This is a genomic window from Pseudomonas sp. G34 (assembly GCF_031119625.1).
GTDB lineage: Bacteria > Pseudomonadota > Gammaproteobacteria > Pseudomonadales > Pseudomonadaceae > Aquipseudomonas.
Map to the genome: position 1 here is coordinate 38,399 of NZ_JAVHZV010000016.1, position 17,580 is coordinate 55,978.

The window sequence follows — 17,580 nt, forward strand, 5'->3', positions numbered from 1 at the left end:
CTGGCCCACGCGGCTTGCCGATTGTCTGAACCTGCCAATCGCGCAGTGGCTCAGATGCAGATGAATCGCCCGGCTATGCTGAACATCGAGCCCCCAGCGCCCGCCGAGCCGGCCAACGCCCCGCAGTCAACACAAACAAATCTCTAATGACAATAGTTTTCATTGGCATCTATTTGTCGCTAGAGTGGCAACTCTGCCCGGGTCACCATCGCGGTGAGATGACGGGCCAAGCCATACGAGGATAAAGATGTTCAGTCGGATCCGCTGGCGCACCTGTGCCCCCCTGCTCGCCGCCCTTCTGGTCTCCCTGCTGCCGCAACTGGCCGCCGCCGATGGCAAGCTCAAGGTGGTGACCACCTTCACCGTGCTCGCCGACATGGCCCGTCAGGTGGCCGGCGACAAAGCCGAGGTGGAGTCGATCACCAAGCCCGGCGCCGAGATTCACAACTACCAGCCCACCCCGGGCGACATCCTCAAGGCCCGCGATGCGCAGCTGATCCTGCGTAACGGCATGAACCTGGAACTGTGGTTCGAGCGCTTTCTGCAGCGCCTGCAGGGGGTGCCCGCGGTGACCCTCAGCGAGGGCGTGGAGCCGATCGGCATCGCCCAGGGCCCATACAGCGGCAAGCCCAACCCCCATGCCTGGATGTCGCCGGATGCGGCGATGATCTACATCGACAACATTCGCGATGCACTGGTCGAGCACGACCCGGCCAATGCCGATACCTACAGGCGTAACGCCAAGGCCTACCAGGCGCTGATCAAGTCCACCGTCGGGCCGATCCGCGAGCGCTTGCGGAAGGTGCCCGAAGAACGCCGCTGGCTGGTCTCCAGCGAAGGTGCGTTCAGCTACCTGGCCCGCGACTTCGGCCTCAAGGAGCTGTACCTGTGGCCGATCAACGCCGATCAGCAGGGCACGCCGCAGCAGGTGCGCAAGGTGATCGACGCGGTGCGCGCCAACAAGATTCCCGCCGTGTTCAGCGAAAGCACCATCTCCGCCTCACCGGCCCAGCAGGTCGCCCGGGAAACCGGCGCCAAGTATGGCGGCGTGCTGTATGTCGACTCGCTCAGCGAGCCCGATGGCCCGGTACCGACCTACCTCGACCTGCTGCGCGTGACCTCGCAGACCATCGCCGACGGGCTGGCCGAATAATGCCCAACGCCCTGCATGAAGAGGACAGCCTGGGCGGCATCCGCGTCGACGCCATCAGCGTCACCTACCGCAACGGCCACACCGCCCTGCGCAGTGCCAGCTTCGCCAGCCCCGGCGGCAGCATCACCGCCCTGGTGGGCGTCAACGGCAGCGGCAAGTCGACGCTGTTCAAGGCCATCATGGGCTTCGTCAAGCTGGACCAGGGCAGCATCAGCGTACTCGGCATGCCGGTACGCGAGGCGCTGCAGCGCAAGCTGATCGCCTACGTGCCGCAGAGCGAAGACGTCGACTGGAATTTCCCGGTGCTGGTCGAGGACGTGGTGATGATGGGCCGCTACGGCCATATGGGCCTGCTGCGCCGCCCCAAGGCTGCCGACCGCGAAGCAGTGGACGCCGCCCTGGCCCGGGTCGGCATGGGCGAGCTGCGCACCCGGCAGATCGGTGAGCTGTCCGGCGGGCAGAAAAAGCGCGTGTTCCTCGCTCGCGCCCTGGCCCAGGACTCGCGGGTGATCCTGCTCGACGAGCCGTTCACCGGCGTCGACGTGAAGACCGAGGACGCCATCGTGCGGCTGCTCGGCGAATTGCGCGACGAGGGCCGGGTGATGCTGGTGTCCACCCACAACCTGGGCAGCGTGCCGGAGTTCTGCGACCGCACCGTGCTGCTGGCGCGCACCGTGCTCGCCTACGGCCCGACCCAATTGGTGTTCACCCGCGAGAACCTGGAGCGCACTTTCGGCGGTGTGCTGCGCCATTTCGAGCTGCCGGGCGAAGGCCAGCGCAGCTCGCCGCTGATCGGCATCATCACCGACGACGAACGCCCACTGGTGCTCTACGACGGCAAGTCGACCATCCGCGGCCGCGTCGACGACAAGGATCCATAGTGCCCAGCCTGCTCGAACCCTTTTCCTACGGCTACATGGTCAACGCCATGTGGGTGTCGACCCTGGTCGGCGTGGTCTGCGCGCTGCTCTCGGTGTACCTGATGCTCAAGGGCTGGTCGCTGATCGGCGATGCCCTGGCCCACTCCATCGTGCCTGGCGTCGCCGGCGCCTACATGCTCGGCCTGCCCTTCGCCCTGGGTGCGTTCGGCGCCGGCACGCTGGCGGCAGGCGCCATGCTGTTCCTCAACCAGCGCAGCAAGCTCAAGGAAGACGTGATCATCGGGCTGATCTTCTCCTCGTTCTTCGGCCTCGGGCTGTTCATGGTGTCGCTGTCGCCCACCTCGGTGAACATCCAGACCATCGTGCTCGGCAACATCCTCGCCATCACCCCGGGTGACACCCTGCAACTGCTGCTGATCGCCGGCATCACCCTGGCCATGCTGGCGCTGCGCTGGAAGGACCTGATGGTGGTGTTTTTCGACGAGCATCACGCGCGCACCATCGGCCTGAACCCGGCGCGCCTGAAGGCGATCTTCTTCATCCTGCTGTCGGCCTGCACGGTGGCGGCGATGCAGACGGTCGGCGCCTTTCTGGTCATCGCCATGGTGGTCACCCCGGGCGCCACCGCCTACCTGCTCAGTGACCGGTTCGAACGGCTGTTGCTGATCGCCGCCTGCATCGGTGGCCTGTCCAGCTTTATCGGTGCTTATGCCAGCTACTTCCTCGATGGCGCCACCGGGGCGATCATCATCGTGCTGCAGACCTGCGTGTTCCTCGTAGCGTTCGTCTTCGCGCCCAAGCACGGCCTGCTGGCGGCACGCCGCCGCGCCGCCCAGTCCCGCCTGGAGCCATGAGCATGGAAGCCTTGCTGCTGCCGCTGCAGATCGACTTCATGCAGTACGCCCTGCTGATCGCCGTGCTGGTGGCCATTCCTGCCGCGCTGCTGTCGTGCTTCCTGGTGCTCAAGGGTTGGGCGCTGATGGGCGACGCCACCGCCCACGCGGTGTTTCCCGGGGTGGTGATCGCCTACATGGTCGGCCTGCCCTACTCGCTCGGCGCCTTCGTCGCCGGCATGCTCTGCGCCATCGCCTCGGGCTACCTCAAGGAAAACAGCCGGATCAAGCAGGACACCCTGATGGGCGTGGTGTTCTCCGGCATGTTCGGCCTCGGCCTGCTGCTCTACACGCAGATTCACAGCGACGTGCACCTGGATCACATCCTGTTCGGCGACATGCTCGGCATCGGCTGGGCGGACCTGCTGGAAAGCGGCCTGATCGCCCTGGCAGTCAGCGCCTTCATCGGCCTGAAATGGCGCGACCTGCTGTTGCACGCCTTCGACCCGGTGCAGGCGCGCACCGTCGGCCTGCCGGTACGCCTGTTGCACTATGGCCTGCTGGCAGTGATGTCGCTGACCATCGTCGGTGCCCTCAAGGCCATTGGCATCGTGCTCACCGTGGCGCTGCTGATCGCCCCAGGCGCCATCGCCTTCCTGCTCACCCGCACCATGGGCGCCATGCTGCTTACCGCGCTGGCCATCGCCGTGGGCGCGGCGCTGAGCGGCGTGTACCTGAGCTTCTTCATCGACAGCGCACCGGGGCCAACCATCGTGGTGCTGCTCAGCGTCCTGTTCGTGGCGGTGTTCGTCTATTCCAGCCGACGCGAGCGCAGGATCGCGGCGCAGCGGTAACTGGCCGCCGGCACCACCCGCCGCGCCGCAAGCGGGCGCGGCAGCACTTCGCGAGCCACTTCTGCGTTCGCACATCTGCAACACCAGTAAGGCACCCTCGACTCGACAGTGATGGCCACCAGCCAGCATTGGAGCCTATACCTGGTGACTGCCCGTCACGTAGAACCTCATGGCTGGGCGCTCAAGTTTGTGTCGGCCACGCCGATTCAGTGTTCACAACGACTACAAATTCGCCAACGACTCCTTCTGCCTGCTTCTAAGCTTTAAAAAACTCAACAAAAACGCTTTACCACCCTGCAGGGACCACCGTGAACATCAAACAGAAACTCACCTGGGCCTTCGCGGCCATTGCCTGTGTGCCCGTCGTACTGGTCGCCGTCGTGGTAGTGGTCAACCTGCGCGAACAGGCGCAGGAAGACTTCCTGGACAGCAGCAGCCGCGAGATCAGGCAGATCGAAAACGCCATGAACCAGTTCTTCGACGCCATCGCGCAGAACGTCGAATACCTGGCCAAGCACCCTGCCGTGCGTAACGCCGGCGAGCTGAAGAACTACACCGGCGCCGACGCCGCGCAGATTCCGCAGACCGACCAGGGCAAGACGTTCCTGGAGATGTTCGGGCAATTCGCCGCCAGCCACCCGAGCACGGCCTACCTGTCGCTTGGCAAGGCCGACGGCGGTTACGTCTCCTGGCCGGACGACGCCAAGATCAGCAACTACGACCCGCGCGTACGGCCCTGGTACAAGGCCGCCATGGCCGCGCCCGGCAAGACCGTGCGCACCGCCGCCTACTACTGGGCGCCCGATGACGTGGTGCTGATGGGCACCGTGCGCACCGTCGACAACCAGCAAGGCCAGCCGACCGGGGTGGTGGGCCTGGACGTGTCGCTCAAGCAGCTCACCGAACTGGTCAAGCAGATCAAGCTGGGCGACAGCGGCTACCTGATGCTGCTGGAGAGCAACGGCAACGTGCTGGTCGACCCGCGCACCCCGGAGCACAACTTCAAGCTGATCAGCGAACTGGGCGATGGCTATGCGCAGCTGGCCGGCGTCGAGAGCGGCCTGGTCGAGGTCGAGCTTGGCGGCGAGTCCTACATGGCCAACGTCTGGTCGTCGAAAACCCTGGGCTGGCGCTTTATCGGCCTGATCGAGCGCAGCGAAGTGATGGCCAAGGCCACCAGCCTGACCTGGCAGATCGGCGTGATCGCCGCGGTGCTGGCCGTGCTGTTCGCCATCGTCGGCGCCAGCTTCGCCGGGCTGATCGTCAAGCCGATCCGCAGCGTGGCCGGCGGCCTGGAAGGCATCGCCCAGGGCGAAGGCGACCTGACCCGCAGCCTGGAGGTGCGCGGCAATGATGAAACCGCCCTGCTGGCGCGCTGGTTCAACCAGTTCCTGGGCGCCATCCGCACCCTGGTGCAGCGCATCGGCAGCGCCTCGGCAGACCTGCAAACCGCCTCGGACGCCAGCACCCGGGTGGCCCGCGACATGAACGACGCCGCCGGCCGCCAGCGTGAAGCGGTGGAACTGGTGTCCACCGCCTTCAACGAGATGGTCGCCACCGCCAACGAAGTGGCCCGCTCCTGCAGCAATGCCGCTTCGTCCGCCGACTCCGGGCAGCGCCAGGTGCATGACGGCCAGTTGCAGATCGACGAAGCCACCGGCAGTGTCACCCAGCTCAGCGAAAACCTGCAGAAATCCGCCCAGGCCATGCAGGTGCTCGAGCAGGACAGCAAGAACATCAACGCCATCCTCGACACCATCCGCTCGATCGCCGAGCAGACCAACCTGCTGGCCCTCAACGCGGCCATCGAGGCGGCGCGGGCCGGCGAGCAGGGTCGTGGTTTCGCGGTGGTCGCCGACGAAGTGCGCGCGCTGGCCAAACGCACCGCCGACTCGACCGGCGAGATCGACGGCCTGCTCGGTGGCCTGGCCAAGCGCACCCAGGACGTGACCAAGCAGATGCAGAGCAGCCTGAGCATGTCGCTGCAAAGCGTGGAACGCATCCAGCAGGCCCGCGACAGCTTCGAGCAGATCCGCACCTCGGTGGACGAGATCCGCGATCAGAACAACCAGATCGCCACCGCCGCCGAGGAGCAGCATCACGTGGCCGAAGACATCAACCGGCACATCGCGCAGATCCACACCGATGCCCAGCTGGTCGAAGAACTGGCCCATTCGGCACGAACCGACTCGCAGCGGCTGGAGTCGCTATCGGGCGAACTGAACGGCCTGGTCGGTCGCTTCCGTACCTGATCGACAATCCCGCAGGGCAAGCGCAATGCTTGCCCTGCGGGATTGTTTCGCCGCCCTCTGCTATCCCCTGAAATCCCCCCAAACACCCGCGCTCGATAGCGTCCCGTTATCGACATTCCGGCTATTGGAGCGCATCGCCATAGCCCCCTCTGGCGCCGTCCCGCGCGCCCGTGAACAGCCGTGATAAACACTTTCGTAGGCACTTGAATGCCGCCCGAACAGGCGCTTTATCTGGCGCCCCAAAAGAGTGCGCCTGCGGCCGCGATTTGCCTGCAACAGTGACCAATATGGGATAGCCGGCATCGGGGCGACTTACCTACCATCAACTCGGCCCAACTGGTTTTTGGTTTTGCTTAATTCGCCGCGAATAAACCAATTCCGTTACTACCAATTGCGCTGTTCGCACTGAGCGTTGTGGAACTTCAACGAAGTTTCTTGTTTGCACACTGCACGGCAGCGTCACCCACCACGTTGTGCCAGGCCTGCACTTCCGACCCCGAGAATGCCATGACTAATAATACAAGAATCGATTTCATCTACCTCTCCGAACAAGACATGATCCGCGCTGGCGTGACCGACATGCTCGCCTGCGTCAATACCATGGAAGAGGTATTCGACCTGTTGTACAAAGGCGACTATCGGATGGCCGGCCCGAACAACGACTCCCACGGCGCCATGGTGTGCTTCCCGGAAGACTCTCCATTCCCGAGCATGCCGCGCCACGCCGCCGACCGCCGCATGATGGCGATGCCGGCCTACCTGGGTGGCAGCTTCCGTACCGCTGGCGTGAAGTGGTACGGCTCCAACGTCGAGAACCGCGAGAAGGGCCTGCCGCGCTCGATTCTGATGTTCACCCTCAATGACGTCGACACCGGCGCCCCGCTCGCCCACATGTCGGCCAACCTGTTGTCGGCTTATCGCACTGGCGCGATCCCCGGCGTCGGCGCCCGCCACCTGGCGCGCAAGGATTCCAAAGTGGTCGGCCTGCTCGGCCCAGGCGTGATGGGCAAGACCACCCTCGCCGCCTTCATCGCCGTGTGCCCGCTGATCGACACCCTCAAGCTCAAGGGTCGCAGCCAGAAGAGCCTCGACGACTTCATCGGCTGGGTGCGGGAAACCTACCCGCAGATCACCACCATCGAGGTGGTCGACAGCATCGAAGACGTGGTGCGCGGCTCGGACCTGGTCACCTACTGCACCTCCGGCCGTACCGGCGACCCGAGCGAATACCCGCTGGTCAAGCGCGAGTGGGTCAAGCCCGGCGCCTTCCTGGCCATGCCGGCCGGCTGCAACATCGATGAAGGCATGGAGCAGGCGGACGTGCGCAAGGTGCTCGACAACGTTGGCCTGTACCAGGCCTGGTACGAAGAACTGCCCAAGCCGGCCCACAACCACGTGCCGGTGATCGGCGTGCGGTTCATGGACATGCTCGAGGAAGGCAAGCTGACCCTCGAGCAGCTCGAAGACATCGGCAAGATCATCGCCGGCGAAGCCCCGGGCCGTCGCAGCGAAGACGAAATCATCATCATGTCGGTCGGTGGCATGCCGGTCGAGGACGTGGCCTGGGGCACCGTGGTGTACCGCAAGGCGCTCGAGCTGGGCATCGGCGTGAAGCTGAACCTCTGGGAAACCCCGGCCCTTCGCTAACCCCTCATCCCTTCAAGGACATTACGCCATGACCAGCATCAGCAAAGTCAAAACCGGTTCCAAGTACGAAGAAATGGGCAGCTACTCCCGAGTGGTGGCTGTCGGCGACTGGATCTTCGTGTCCAACACCGCCGGCCGTAACCCGGACACCAAGGAAATCTCCGAGGACCTGGCCGAGCAGACCCACCAGGTGTTCGCCAACATCGAGTCGGCACTTGCCGCCGTGGATGCCAGCCTGGCCGACGTGGTGTGCTCGCGGGTGTTCATCCAGAACCCGCAGGACGTGCCTGCGGTGATGACCATCGTCGGCGAGAAGTTTCGCGGCATCGACCCGGCCTCGACCGTGACCTGTCCGCCTCTGGGCTCGACCGTCTACAAGGTCGAGCTGGAGCTGACCGCTTTCCGTGGCGCCTCGCGCGCCGACGTGAAGAAAATCAACCTGGCTCAGTGAGCCAGGTTCACGGTCACCTCATCACCCTTACCGTTGAGTGCTCTTCATGTCGCCTCGAATAGAGCCCGTACAAACCTCCACCGAGTTTCCCGCTAGCAGCGCCGTAGTCATCATCGGTGGGGGCATCATCGGCCTTACCGCCGCCCTGACCCTGGCCGAGCGCAACATCCCGGTGGTGGTGCTGGAAAAAGGCCGCATCGCGGCCGAGCAGTCATCGCGCAACCTCGGCTGGGTGCGCAAGACCAACCGCCATATGCACGACATTCCCCTGGCCCTGGCCGCCGAGCGGCTGTGGACGGAAATGCCGGAACGGGTCGGCCAGGACGTTGGCTTCCGCCAGGCCGGCATCCTGTTCGTCGCCCGTAACGATGCGCAGATGGCCATGCACGACGGCTGGCTGAAATCGGTCGCCTCCCTGGATCTGGACTCGCGGCTGGTCAGCGCCGCGGAAATCGCCAAGCTGGCCCCCGGCGGCCAGGGCCAGTGGGCTGGCGGCATCTACACGCCGTCCGATGCCCGCGCGGAGCCGACCCTGGCCTCCAGCGCCATCGCCAAGGCGGCGATGGCCAAGGGCGCGCTGATCATCGAGAACTGCGCGGTGCGCACCCTGGTCACCAGCGGTGGGCGCGTCAGCGGCGTGCTGACCGAGCGCGGCGAGATTCGCTGCGAGCAGGTGCTGCTGGCCGGCGGCATGTGGTCGCGGCGTTTTCTCGGCAACCACGGCATCAACCTGCCGACCCTGCCGCTGACCTGTTCGGTGATGCGCACCAAACCCATGGACGGGCCGACCGAGATCGCCCTGGGCGCCCCGGACTTCTCGTTCCGGCGCCACAAGGATGGCGGCTTCATCGTCACCCAGCGCGGCGCCCTGGATGCTCACCTGACCCTCGACCACCTGCTGATCGGCATGCGTTACCTGCCCCAGCTCAAGGCCCAGCGCGACTTCCTGCGGGTGTCCTTCGGCAAGGAGTTCTTCAAGGACCTGGCCCTGGCGCGCAGCTGGAAAGGCACCTCCGTCACGCCCTTCGAGAAGGTGCGCACCCTCGACCCGGCGGCCAACCCGTCGCTCAATGCCGAGGCGATGCGCAACCTGGTAGCGGCCTGGCCGATGTTCGCAAACGCCCAGATCGAGCAAAGCTGGGCCGGCGTCATCGACATCACCCCGGACTCCAACCCGGTCATCGGCCCGGTCGCGAAGATTCCCGGCCTGACCCTGGCAACCGGCTTTTCCGGTCACGGCTTCGGCACCTCACCTGCGGCTGGGCAACTGGCGGCCGACCTGCTGTGCGGCACCACGCCCATCGTCGATCCCAGCCCGTATCGTTTCGAGCGCCTCAGCTAAGCGCTTTGCCCTGCTCCGGCTTGTGCCCTGCATGAAAGTGCGGGGCATTTTTTTGCCTGTGATTTAGCTGTTTCAACAACTCGCCTTAGAGCCTGCTCACGATCTTTACTCGCATGCAGCGGCAGCTACAAGGCAAGAGCGGACGTTCGCCACTTTGGCTTTTTGGTGTTTCTTCTGCACGGCAATAACAGACGACACCAATCGCCCCTTCAGAAGGCCGAATGGAATCGTTGTGCAGGGGGACGAGCCGCATGGATGCGGCGAGAGGCCTGATGGGCCATGGATGGCCCTTCCAGGCCGGCCCCCGGAACGACGATGCAATGAGGGAACCCCAGCGCAGCTGGGGCCGTATGTCGGGGCTAGACCTTTTGGTTCCTTTTGGGGCAATGCCAAAAGGAACCCGCTCGTCAGAGCGGAACTGAGCGCGCAAACAACACAGTAATGCTGGCGGATTAATATGAGAGCGAGCTATGCCCTGATTTTCGCGGGCATGGCCCGCTCCCACAGATATTGCAACAGTCCGATGCTTCATCCGTCCATCATCCCGACCGCAACGGTGGATGGAAAAAGCGTCATCCACCCTACAGGTTTGGCTAGGCGTAAAGAGCTCGGGGCTAAAGCCCCTCCCACGAGATCGCGAACGGCCGCTTCCGCCACTTAGCTACCAAATCAACGAACCTGGGATGAAAGATCATGAACAGGTTCTTAGGCCTCCGACCTGCCCTGACATAGTGCGCCCTTGTGTCCAGCACCCCGACTGCAAAAAGCAGAACAGGCACGAGCGTGAGCTACGTGCCTGTTTTGCCAGAGTGGTGCCTGCTATTGGAAGGTGGCCACCGGGCGCAAAGCGTAACGGTGGGCTGCTTTCAAGGCATCGGCACCAGGCGGCTTTGCGCGGCGCCCTGCTGCAGGGCCGTGGCGCGCATGGAAAGCCCGGCGTGAATCACCAGGGTCAGCACCGCGCAGACGCCAGAGAAGATCAGCGCGGCCGAGTAGCCATAACGCTCGATCAGGTCGCCGGCAATGGCGGGCCCGAAGGCGGCGCCCAGGGAGATGCACACCGTGCCCAGGGCGACCAGCTTGCCGGAGGTGTCGAACTCGGCCATCAGGCCAAAGGTGTAGGCCAGCACGAAGTTGATCGACAGCAGGAACAGCAGCGTGCCGACGGTGAAGGTGGTCATCGAGGTGAACTGGCCGATGATCACCAGGCCGACCAGCACCACCGCGACGATGGCCGCAACAGGCAGCACGCGCCCGAGCTTGAGTCCCAGCGAGGAAGCAATGAAGCCGCCGATGGCGTTGATCAGGAAGCCGATCGACAGCACGGCGCCGATCTCGTTGGAGGACAGCCCGGTCTTCTTGCCGATCAGTTCCAGGAACGGCCACACGGCCATGATCCCGGTCATGAACACCAGGCTGGCTGCCAGGCTCATCCACACGATGAACTGGTGCTTGCCGGCATCGGCATGAATGCTTGCGGCAATCAGGTCTTCACGTTTCACCGCGCGGCTCGGCACCCCGAACAGCGCCAGGCCCATCAGCAAGGCCGACACGGCCAGCACGATCAGGATGCCGTCGAAGCCCCACTGCGGCGCCACGGCCACCGGCAGCAGAATCAGCAGCGCCGCGCCGGGAATCGACTCCATCCCCAGCTTGAAGCCAAAGGCCCGCTCGGGGCGGTCGCTGCCACCGAAGATCACCATCGCCAGGGCGTAGAGCGCGCCGGTCGCGCCGCCTGCCACGGCCATGATCACCAGCAACTGGCCGTACGAGGGCTTGTTGAGAATGGCCAGAATCCCCAGGGTGACGATAACGGTTGCCACGGCGGCGATGGTGCGCCAGCCGAATACGCCCAGCCAGGCCAGCGAGATCACGCCGACCAGGGCGAAGGCCAGGTTGCTGGCCAATGCCAGTGTGCCGAGCTGCTGCTCGCCGTAACCCAGGGTCTCGCCGATAGCGCCGAACAGCACCGGCATGACATTGAGCAGCAACGCGCCGCAGGCCGACAACAGGCCGGCGCATATATAAACACGAACATTGTCTATTGGATTTTTTCTTGGGCTGTTCATGACCTATTCCTGATAAGTTGGACGGCTGGCACTTCATCCCTATCTGCAGTTGAAGTGCCACGTGCTGGTGGTTTAACGGCGCAGCAATGCGTGCTGCGAAACAACGGTGCTACTGGCTGAAACCTGCACTTGAAACCTCACCCGCACTGTCGCGGCATACGGATTGGCGGGCGCAACGAGGCTGCCCGGCAACTTTCCAGCCACGCTTACTTGGCAAGTACGGTTATCGATTGAACGGCGCCGCTAACTGATTGGCGGCCCCTGATCAGCAGCAAAGCTGATTGGTGTTTTCATCACTCGGGTTCCTCAACGTGCACGCGGGGTTTGCGAAGGCGTCTCACCGAACAGGGTTCGGTAGGCGCCGGAGAAATGCCCCAGGTGACTGAATCCCAGATCGCTGGCAACACGGGCAACCGTCAGCTGCTCGGTTTCGGTGCTGCGCAGCCGGCGACGGGCGATATTCAGGCGTAGCGCACGCAGGTACTCCACGGGCCGCAAACCGGTCACGCTGAGAAAACTGCGCTGCAAGGTACTGCGGCTCACGTTCAGGTACTTGCACAGGTCGAGCACCGAGGGCGGCTCATCCTGGTTGGCCAGGGCCAGTTCCTGGCTCTGCTTGACCAGATAGGTGCTCACCGTGGAGTTGGCGCTGCGCCCCACCGACCACTCGAGCGCGCTGTCGAGAAACGCCAGCATGAATTCCAGCACCTGCTCTTCGAGCTCCGCCTCCGACAGCGCCTCGCCCAGCAATGCGCGATCGATCAAGCGCTCCAGATGTCGGCGCATGTGGTTGATCATCGCCGGCTCCAGGTCGAGCCGGGTGATGCGCGACAGCTGGCACAGCTGCGTGCTGGAAAACGCCCGCGAGGCGAAGGTCTCCAGGCTGGCGATATCCACCGCCACGCACAGCAGGTCGATGCCGCCCGGGGACTGGACGAAGAACTCCTGGCCACCGTGAAGAACGGTGACACTATCGCTCGTCAGCGGCTTGCCCTGGAACACACTCGGCTCGCTGCTGCACACCGGCATCGCCAGGCACAGTCGCCCCGCCGGCGCAGCACCGATTTGCACGATGCGCTTGTCGAAGGTCTCGCGGAAAATCTGGAAGCGCTCTGCGGTGAGGTGTTTGAGCGTGGTATGGGCGTGCCCGGCACCCAACTGGTCATAGGTTTGCTGCCAACCGATCACCGAGTTGGCGTGCACATCCACATCGTCGAAGCAGTTGCATTGCACCAGCATGGTGGTCGTACCCATCTTTGCAGACGCTCGACCATTTGCTGCAAGCTCCGCGCCACCGGCCATGCCAGCGGGGCGGATGGCCGCCGCCATGCCTGATGATTGCGCAGACCGGCGCGCCGCTGCCAACGCCGCTACCTGGTGTGACGATGCAGCGTGATGATTCTGAAAGTAGGACACAGCACCCCTCCAGGCCCGATTCCGGGCAGGTACCGGCCAGCCAGGCTGGCCCATCGCACGTTTGCCGTGATCAACGACCTCGGGAGATCGCCGACCGGCTAATGCCTACCGGCGCCATCCTGGCGAAGCAGGCGTTGGCCAGCAGAGGGGCAAACGATCGTCGAACCCAGGGCAACACGGCTTCATCGAAAGACGCAGCGGCGTGAACCAGGTGATCACGGTAGTGGGGAGGGTGCGCAACGCAAGGGGAGACAATCATTCTGCTAGACCTGTTGTAGGGGCAGTCTTTGCGAGAAATAAACCGCCCGGCAGTAGCCGCAGACGGCGAATAATTATTATGGGGCCAATCAACTAGGGTCGATGCTAGCCCTCGGCATGGGCGGCGGCTATCCCGTTTTAGTCATGTCGACGGGTGCAAACCGGGTTGTGGGCGATTATCGAAACGCCAGGGCGCTCCCCCGGGGCGCACAAGGCTGCTGGCGCAGCCCCGGCAGATTCGCCCACTCAGCGGGGGAATTCGGCCTCGGCTGCATTCAGCTCCTGCATGGCTTCATCGAGTTTGGCCTGGCGTTTGGCGATCTTGCCCGGGTCGCCGCTCAGTTCGGCATCACGCAGGTCAGCCTCGCGCTCACGTATCTCATCGCGGGCCTTGTCGATCCTGGTTTGCAGCTCGCGCATCAATTCCTTGTCCGAACAGTTCTCGCGTACGCCGTCCAGCGCCGCGCTGAGGCCTTTGGCTTTTCCGGTAAGGCCTTCGGCCCAGGCAGCCTGCAGCTGCTTTTCGATTTTCTCGGCCTTGGTCTCGCACAGCGGGTTGGCAGATGAGTCGGCCAGAGCCGGCAAGGCGGCCACCAACAACAGGCAGGGAATCAGGGCTTTCATCTAACGCGCTCCATTAACGGCAGACAGCTGCGCCGGACGGCGTGCCGCGCATACAGACCACGGTTTGCCGCGATGATTTCACAGCCGCTGCAAACGGCGCTCGAACGCCGACCGGCAGGCGCTTTGCGGGAACTTCATCTAGCCTCACCTGCCGATTGAATAAGAAGCTGAACAATGCAGTTCGGCGTTGCAGAGGAGTTGATGAAATGCCCGATGCTCAAGGCAAGGTTCGTTACGCGGTGGTCGGTGGCGGCTGGATTTCCCAGGGCGCGTTCATGCCCGGCGTAGGCCAGACCGACAACTCGGTGATCACCGCACTGGTAACCGGCGACCCGATCAAGGCCGACAAGCTGGCAGCGCTCTACAACATCAAGAGCTACCGCTACGAAGAATTCCCCGCCCTGCTCGCTTCAGGCGAGATCGACGCCATCTACCTGGCCACGCCCAACTTCCGCCACCGCGAGTTCGCCGAGCCGGCGCTGGATGCCGGCATCCATGTGCTGCTGGAAAAGCCCATGGCCACCAGCCAGGAAGACTGCCAGGCCATTACCGCGGCGGCCGAACGCTCGGGCGCCAAGCTGATGATCGCCTACCGCCTGCACTTCGAACCCGGCACCGTGGAGATGATCCACCGCGTTCGCGCCGGCGATATCGGCGACCCACGGCTGTTCAACGCCACCTTCACGCAGACCGTCGACCCGGCCAACCACCGCATGCAGAGCGGCTATTGGGCCGGCCCGGTGACCGACATGGGCCCCTATCCGATCAATGCCGTGCGCAACCTGTTCGACGACGAGCCCCTGGAAGTACGCGCGGTTGCCGTGCAAACCCCTGGCCGTGAAATCAACACGCCAGACACGGTAGCCGTGACCATGCGCTTCGCCGAGGAGCGCATGGCGGTCTTTACCGTGAGCTACAGCCTGCCCTACACCGAGCGTCTGCAGGTGCTCGGCAGCAAGGGTGAATTCGAGGCCTCACCCTGTTTCGGCTTTGGCGAAGGCACCGCGGTCAGCTACCGCGCCACCATCGGCGGCAAGACCAGCGAGCACGAGCACCCGGTGGTCGACCAGTTCGCCGGGGAAACCCAGTACTTCTCCGACTGCATCCTGCAGAACCGTGAGCCGGAGCCCGACGGCGACGAAGGCTGGCGCGACGTACGCGTGTTGGAAGCCATCGAGCGCGCCCTGGAAACCGGCCAGCCGCAGCGCCTCGACCCGCTGCCCAAGCGCCCGGGCGTGAGTGTCGAGCAGGCACGCCGCCTGCCGCTGGCCAACGTGCCGGAGTACGTCAACACCAGCGAACCGGTGAGCTGAGTCCAGCGAGCCGTAGCCGACCCGCGCGCGCACCGCCTTACCTGGTTGCCGGCGGCTAGGCGCGACTGAAAACGCCCGGTGCTGCGCACCGGGCGTTTGCCATTGCGGGGCTCGAGACGGCCACCCGGCGCGCTCGCTCTGCTGGGCTCGCCAACCGGCCGAGGCCAAGCCAGCTGCACCTCAGCGTGGCTGCCTGCGGTGTTCGCCCCCCAGCTCCCGTGCCAGGGCAATGAAGTTGGCCACCTGGGGCGACTGATGCAATTGCCGGCAGGCCAGGGTGATCGGCGCCACCAGGCGCGGCTTGGCATCGCCAATCGAGCGGTAGGCCACGCTGTGCTCGTGAAAGCCGCGCATCGACGCCGGCACCACGGAAACCCCGGCGCCAGCGGCCACCAGGCTGACGTTGGTGAGCATGCGCTCCACCTCGAATGCCACGTGCGGCTCGAAACCCGCATTACGGCAGGCCTGCAGGAAGTTGGCGTACATCCCCGGCGCACCGGGGCGGCGCACCAGGATCAGCGCTTCGCCGGCCAGATCCTTCAGCGAAACCGCGCCCTTGCCCGCCAGCAGCCGATGCCCCACCGGCAGGGTGAGCAGCAGCTCTTCGTTGAGCAGGCGGTGGTAGGCGACGCCTGGGGGATTGCCCACCGGCGCGCGCAGGATGCCGACATCCAGATCGCTGCCACTGAGCTCATCGGTGAGTTCCTGGGCATTGCCTTCATTGAGGCCGATATCCACCCCCGGATAGGTATCCCGATAGCAGCGGATGATCCTGGGAATCAGCGGGTGCGACGCCGCCGAGCTGGTGAAGCCGACGTTCAGCCGCCCCTCGATGCCCTTCGCCGTGCGCGCGGCCTTGAGCGCGCCCTGCGACACCCGCTGGAGGATGTCGCGCGCCTCGCCCAGGAACACCTCGCCGCCAACGGTGAGGTCGACGCCCTTGGCGTGGCGGATGAACAGGTCGAAGCCGAGCTCCTGTTCCAGCGCCCGGATCTGCTGGCTCAACGGCGGCTGCTGGATGTTCAGGCGGGCGGCAGCGCGGGTGAAGTGCCGTTCTTCGGCAACCATGACGAAGTAGCGCAGATGACGAAGTTCCATGCAGCCCTCGGGGAGGTTGGTAAAGCCGGCACACCATACCGAATCCCTCCGGCGATGGGGTAGGATGAACGCCCCCGGTGGCCTCGACGTCACGCCGACAACAAGAACAAGACAGGCCTTGATGATTCTCAGGCATTCGCGAACAGGCCTTGCCCTGCTTCTGCTGGCACTCGTCCTGGGCGCCCTGCTGGGTGTCTGGCGGCCTGATCTGGCGGTGCAGATGAAGCCGCTCAGCGATCTGTTCATTTCCGCCATCGGCCTGTGCACGCCGGTGGTGATGTTCGTGCTGGTGTGCTCCAGCGTCGCCGCCCTCAGCGACTACCGGGCCACGGCGCGGCTGGGGCTCAAGGCCGTTGGCTACTGGCAACTGATGTCGCTGCTGTCATTGCTGGTCGGCTTGCTGGTCGCCCTGCTCATGCAGCCTGGCGGCGGCCTGCAGCACATGGGCAGCGACTGGCCCGCCGTGCCAGCCGCGGACGACGGCCCACTCTACTCGCAACTGCCCGGCCTGCTGCTCGACGCGCTGGAGCAGAGCGTCATCCTCAAGGTGCTGCTGGTCGCCGTGGTCTGCGGCCTGTTGCTCGGGCGTAGCGGCAAGGCCGGCCAGTACCTGGCGCCGCGCCTCGAGCAGACCGTGAAGCAGGTGTTTCGCGTCATGCAGGTGATCGTCAGCCTCGCGCCGCTGGCCGCCTTCGGCGCCCTCGCCTTCATCATCGGCAAGTACGGGCTGCAAGCGGCCGTCCCACTGGTCAAGTTCGTCGTGGTGGCCTATGCCGCATGCCTGGTCTATCTGCTGCTGGTGCCGGCCATCGCCCTGCGCCTGGCCGGTTGCCGACTGCAGCGGCTGCTCGGCTACATCCAGGAAGAGCTGCTGCTGGTAGCCACCACCGGCTCCTCGGTCGCCGCCCTGCCCCGCCTGATCGATAAACTGGAAGCGGCCGGTTGCGACAGCCAGGCCGTGCGCCTGACGCTCACCGCCGGCTACAGCTTCAACCTCAACGGCTCGAACCTGTACCTGGCGGTCGCCATCGTGTTTCTCGCCCAACTGGCCCACATCGAACTGGGCGCCCTGCAGTTGGGCAGCATCCTGCTGGTCAGCCTGCTGACGTCCCTGGGTTCGACCAGCGTGGCCGGCTCGGCCTTCGTCATCCTCACCGCCACGCTGAGCGTGCTGAATATCGTGCCACTGGAAAGCATCGGCATCCTGATCGGCGTGGAACGCCTGATGAAATGCCGTTCGCTGACCAACGTGCTGGGCAATTGCGTGGCCTGCGTGGTCATCGCCCACTGGGGTGGCAAGGTGGACAGGCACAAGCTGCGCGAAGTGCTGGGCTGACGGCGCGCCAGCGCATCGCTCGATAGCGTGCCGGCCAGCACGAGCGAACGCAG

14 protein-coding genes and 1 pseudogene are annotated in these 17,580 nt (G+C 64.7%); 11 read left to right on the forward strand and 4 right to left on the reverse strand.

Features of this window, described 5'->3' with window-relative positions; genetic code table 11:
* The first annotated feature begins 247 nt into the window (after positions 1 to 247).
* From QYS36_RS10230 to QYS36_RS10265, 9 genes and pseudogenes are all read left to right on the forward strand, one after another.
* A complete protein-coding gene (locus QYS36_RS10230) occupies positions 248 to 1,153 on the forward strand; it encodes a metal ABC transporter substrate-binding protein (RefSeq protein ID WP_308839377.1) in 906 nt (301 codons plus the stop codon).
* On the forward strand, positions 1,153 to 2,034 hold the full coding sequence (locus QYS36_RS10235) for a manganese/iron ABC transporter ATP-binding protein (RefSeq protein ID WP_308839378.1): 882 nt from the start codon (positions 1,153 to 1,155) through the stop codon (positions 2,032 to 2,034). Before QYS36_RS10230 ends, QYS36_RS10235 begins: the two co-directional genes overlap by 1 nt.
* On the forward strand, positions 2,034 to 2,888 hold the full coding sequence (locus tag QYS36_RS10240; RefSeq protein WP_308839379.1) for a metal ABC transporter permease: 855 nt from the start codon (positions 2,034 to 2,036) through the stop codon (positions 2,886 to 2,888). Before QYS36_RS10235 ends, QYS36_RS10240 begins: the two co-directional genes overlap by 1 nt.
* A 2-nt stretch (positions 2,889 to 2,890) precedes the next feature.
* A complete protein-coding gene (locus QYS36_RS10245; protein ID WP_308839380.1) occupies positions 2,891 to 3,721 on the forward strand; it encodes a metal ABC transporter permease in 831 nt (276 codons plus the stop codon).
* Positions 3,722 to 4,107: 386 nt separating this feature from the next.
* Positions 4,108 to 5,115: pseudogene (locus tag QYS36_RS23955) on the forward strand (cache domain-containing protein); the annotation flags it as partial.
* Between the two features lie 90 nt (positions 5,116 to 5,205).
* Positions 5,206 to 5,973: a methyl-accepting chemotaxis protein gene (locus QYS36_RS23960; protein ID WP_374990444.1), complete on the forward strand. Its 768-nt coding sequence runs from the start codon at positions 5,206 to 5,208 to the stop codon at positions 5,971 to 5,973.
* 507 nt (positions 5,974 to 6,480) lie between these two features.
* Positions 6,481 to 7,620, forward strand: coding sequence for a tyramine oxidase subunit B (locus QYS36_RS10255; protein ID WP_308839382.1), 1,140 nt, complete (start codon positions 6,481 to 6,483; stop codon positions 7,618 to 7,620).
* Between the two features lie 28 nt (positions 7,621 to 7,648).
* Positions 7,649 to 8,071, forward strand: coding sequence for a RidA family protein (locus QYS36_RS10260; RefSeq protein ID WP_308839383.1), 423 nt, complete (start codon positions 7,649 to 7,651; stop codon positions 8,069 to 8,071).
* Positions 8,072 to 8,117: 46 nt separating this feature from the next.
* Positions 8,118 to 9,413, forward strand: a complete 1,296-nt coding sequence (locus QYS36_RS10265) for an FAD-binding oxidoreductase (RefSeq protein ID WP_308839384.1) — start codon at positions 8,118 to 8,120, stop codon at positions 9,411 to 9,413.
* An 866-nt stretch (positions 9,414 to 10,279) separates the two neighbouring features.
* On the opposite strand, the gene QYS36_RS10270 is transcribed toward QYS36_RS10265, so the two are convergent.
* From QYS36_RS10270 to QYS36_RS10280, 3 genes are all read right to left on the reverse strand, one after another.
* A complete protein-coding gene (locus QYS36_RS10270; protein ID WP_308839385.1) occupies positions 10,280 to 11,482 on the reverse strand; it encodes an MFS transporter in 1,203 nt (400 codons plus the stop codon).
* 306 nt (positions 11,483 to 11,788) lie between these two features.
* The gene (locus QYS36_RS10275) at positions 11,789 to 12,736 is read right to left on the reverse strand and encodes a helix-turn-helix domain-containing protein (RefSeq protein WP_308839386.1); all 948 of its coding nucleotides are present in this window, start codon (positions 12,734 to 12,736) and stop codon (positions 11,789 to 11,791) included.
* Between the two features lie 666 nt (positions 12,737 to 13,402).
* Positions 13,403 to 13,780 (reverse strand): DUF1090 domain-containing protein, encoded by a 378-nt coding sequence (locus tag QYS36_RS10280; protein WP_308839387.1) that lies wholly within the window; start codon positions 13,778 to 13,780, stop codon positions 13,403 to 13,405.
* A gap of 206 nt (positions 13,781 to 13,986) precedes the next feature.
* Here QYS36_RS10280 and QYS36_RS10285 point away from each other — a divergent pair, with 206 nt between their 5' ends.
* Positions 13,987 to 15,093, forward strand: coding sequence for a Gfo/Idh/MocA family oxidoreductase (locus QYS36_RS10285; RefSeq protein WP_308839388.1), 1,107 nt, complete (start codon positions 13,987 to 13,989; stop codon positions 15,091 to 15,093).
* 180 nt (positions 15,094 to 15,273) lie between these two features.
* On the opposite strand, the gene QYS36_RS10290 is transcribed toward QYS36_RS10285, so the two are convergent.
* Positions 15,274 to 16,191, reverse strand: a complete 918-nt coding sequence (locus tag QYS36_RS10290) for a LysR family transcriptional regulator (protein WP_308839389.1) — start codon at positions 16,189 to 16,191, stop codon at positions 15,274 to 15,276.
* Between the two features lie 64 nt (positions 16,192 to 16,255).
* Here QYS36_RS10290 and QYS36_RS10295 point away from each other — a divergent pair, with 64 nt between their 5' ends.
* On the forward strand, positions 16,256 to 17,527 hold the full coding sequence (locus tag QYS36_RS10295; protein ID WP_308839390.1) for a cation:dicarboxylate symporter family transporter: 1,272 nt from the start codon (positions 16,256 to 16,258) through the stop codon (positions 17,525 to 17,527).
* The last annotated feature ends 53 nt before the right edge of the window (positions 17,528 to 17,580 follow it).

Coding starts and splice junctions, on each gene's coding strand:
- QYS36_RS10265 (WP_308839384.1), top strand. CDS start 8,118: ATGTCGCCTCGAATAGAGCCCGTACAAACCTCCACCGAGTTTCCCGCT.
- QYS36_RS10280 (WP_308839387.1), bottom strand. CDS start 13,780: ATGAAAGCCCTGATTCCCTGCCTGTTGTTGGTGGCCGCCTTGCCGGCT.
- QYS36_RS10270 (WP_308839385.1), bottom strand. CDS start 11,482: ATGAACAGCCCAAGAAAAAATCCAATAGACAATGTTCGTGTTTATATA.
- QYS36_RS10285 (WP_308839388.1), top strand. CDS start 13,987: ATGCCCGATGCTCAAGGCAAGGTTCGTTACGCGGTGGTCGGTGGCGGC.
- QYS36_RS10260 (WP_308839383.1), top strand. CDS start 7,649: ATGACCAGCATCAGCAAAGTCAAAACCGGTTCCAAGTACGAAGAAATG.
- QYS36_RS10245 (WP_308839380.1), top strand. CDS start 2,891: ATGGAAGCCTTGCTGCTGCCGCTGCAGATCGACTTCATGCAGTACGCC.
- QYS36_RS23960 (WP_374990444.1), top strand. CDS start 5,206: ATGAACGACGCCGCCGGCCGCCAGCGTGAAGCGGTGGAACTGGTGTCC.
- QYS36_RS10230 (WP_308839377.1), top strand. CDS start 248: ATGTTCAGTCGGATCCGCTGGCGCACCTGTGCCCCCCTGCTCGCCGCC.
- QYS36_RS10255 (WP_308839382.1), top strand. CDS start 6,481: ATGACTAATAATACAAGAATCGATTTCATCTACCTCTCCGAACAAGAC.
- QYS36_RS10295 (WP_308839390.1), top strand. CDS start 16,256: ATGAACGCCCCCGGTGGCCTCGACGTCACGCCGACAACAAGAACAAGA.
- QYS36_RS10235 (WP_308839378.1), top strand. CDS start 1,153: ATGCCCAACGCCCTGCATGAAGAGGACAGCCTGGGCGGCATCCGCGTC.
- QYS36_RS10290 (WP_308839389.1), bottom strand. CDS start 16,191: ATGGAACTTCGTCATCTGCGCTACTTCGTCATGGTTGCCGAAGAACGG.
- QYS36_RS10275 (WP_308839386.1), bottom strand. CDS start 12,736: ATGGGTACGACCACCATGCTGGTGCAATGCAACTGCTTCGACGATGTG.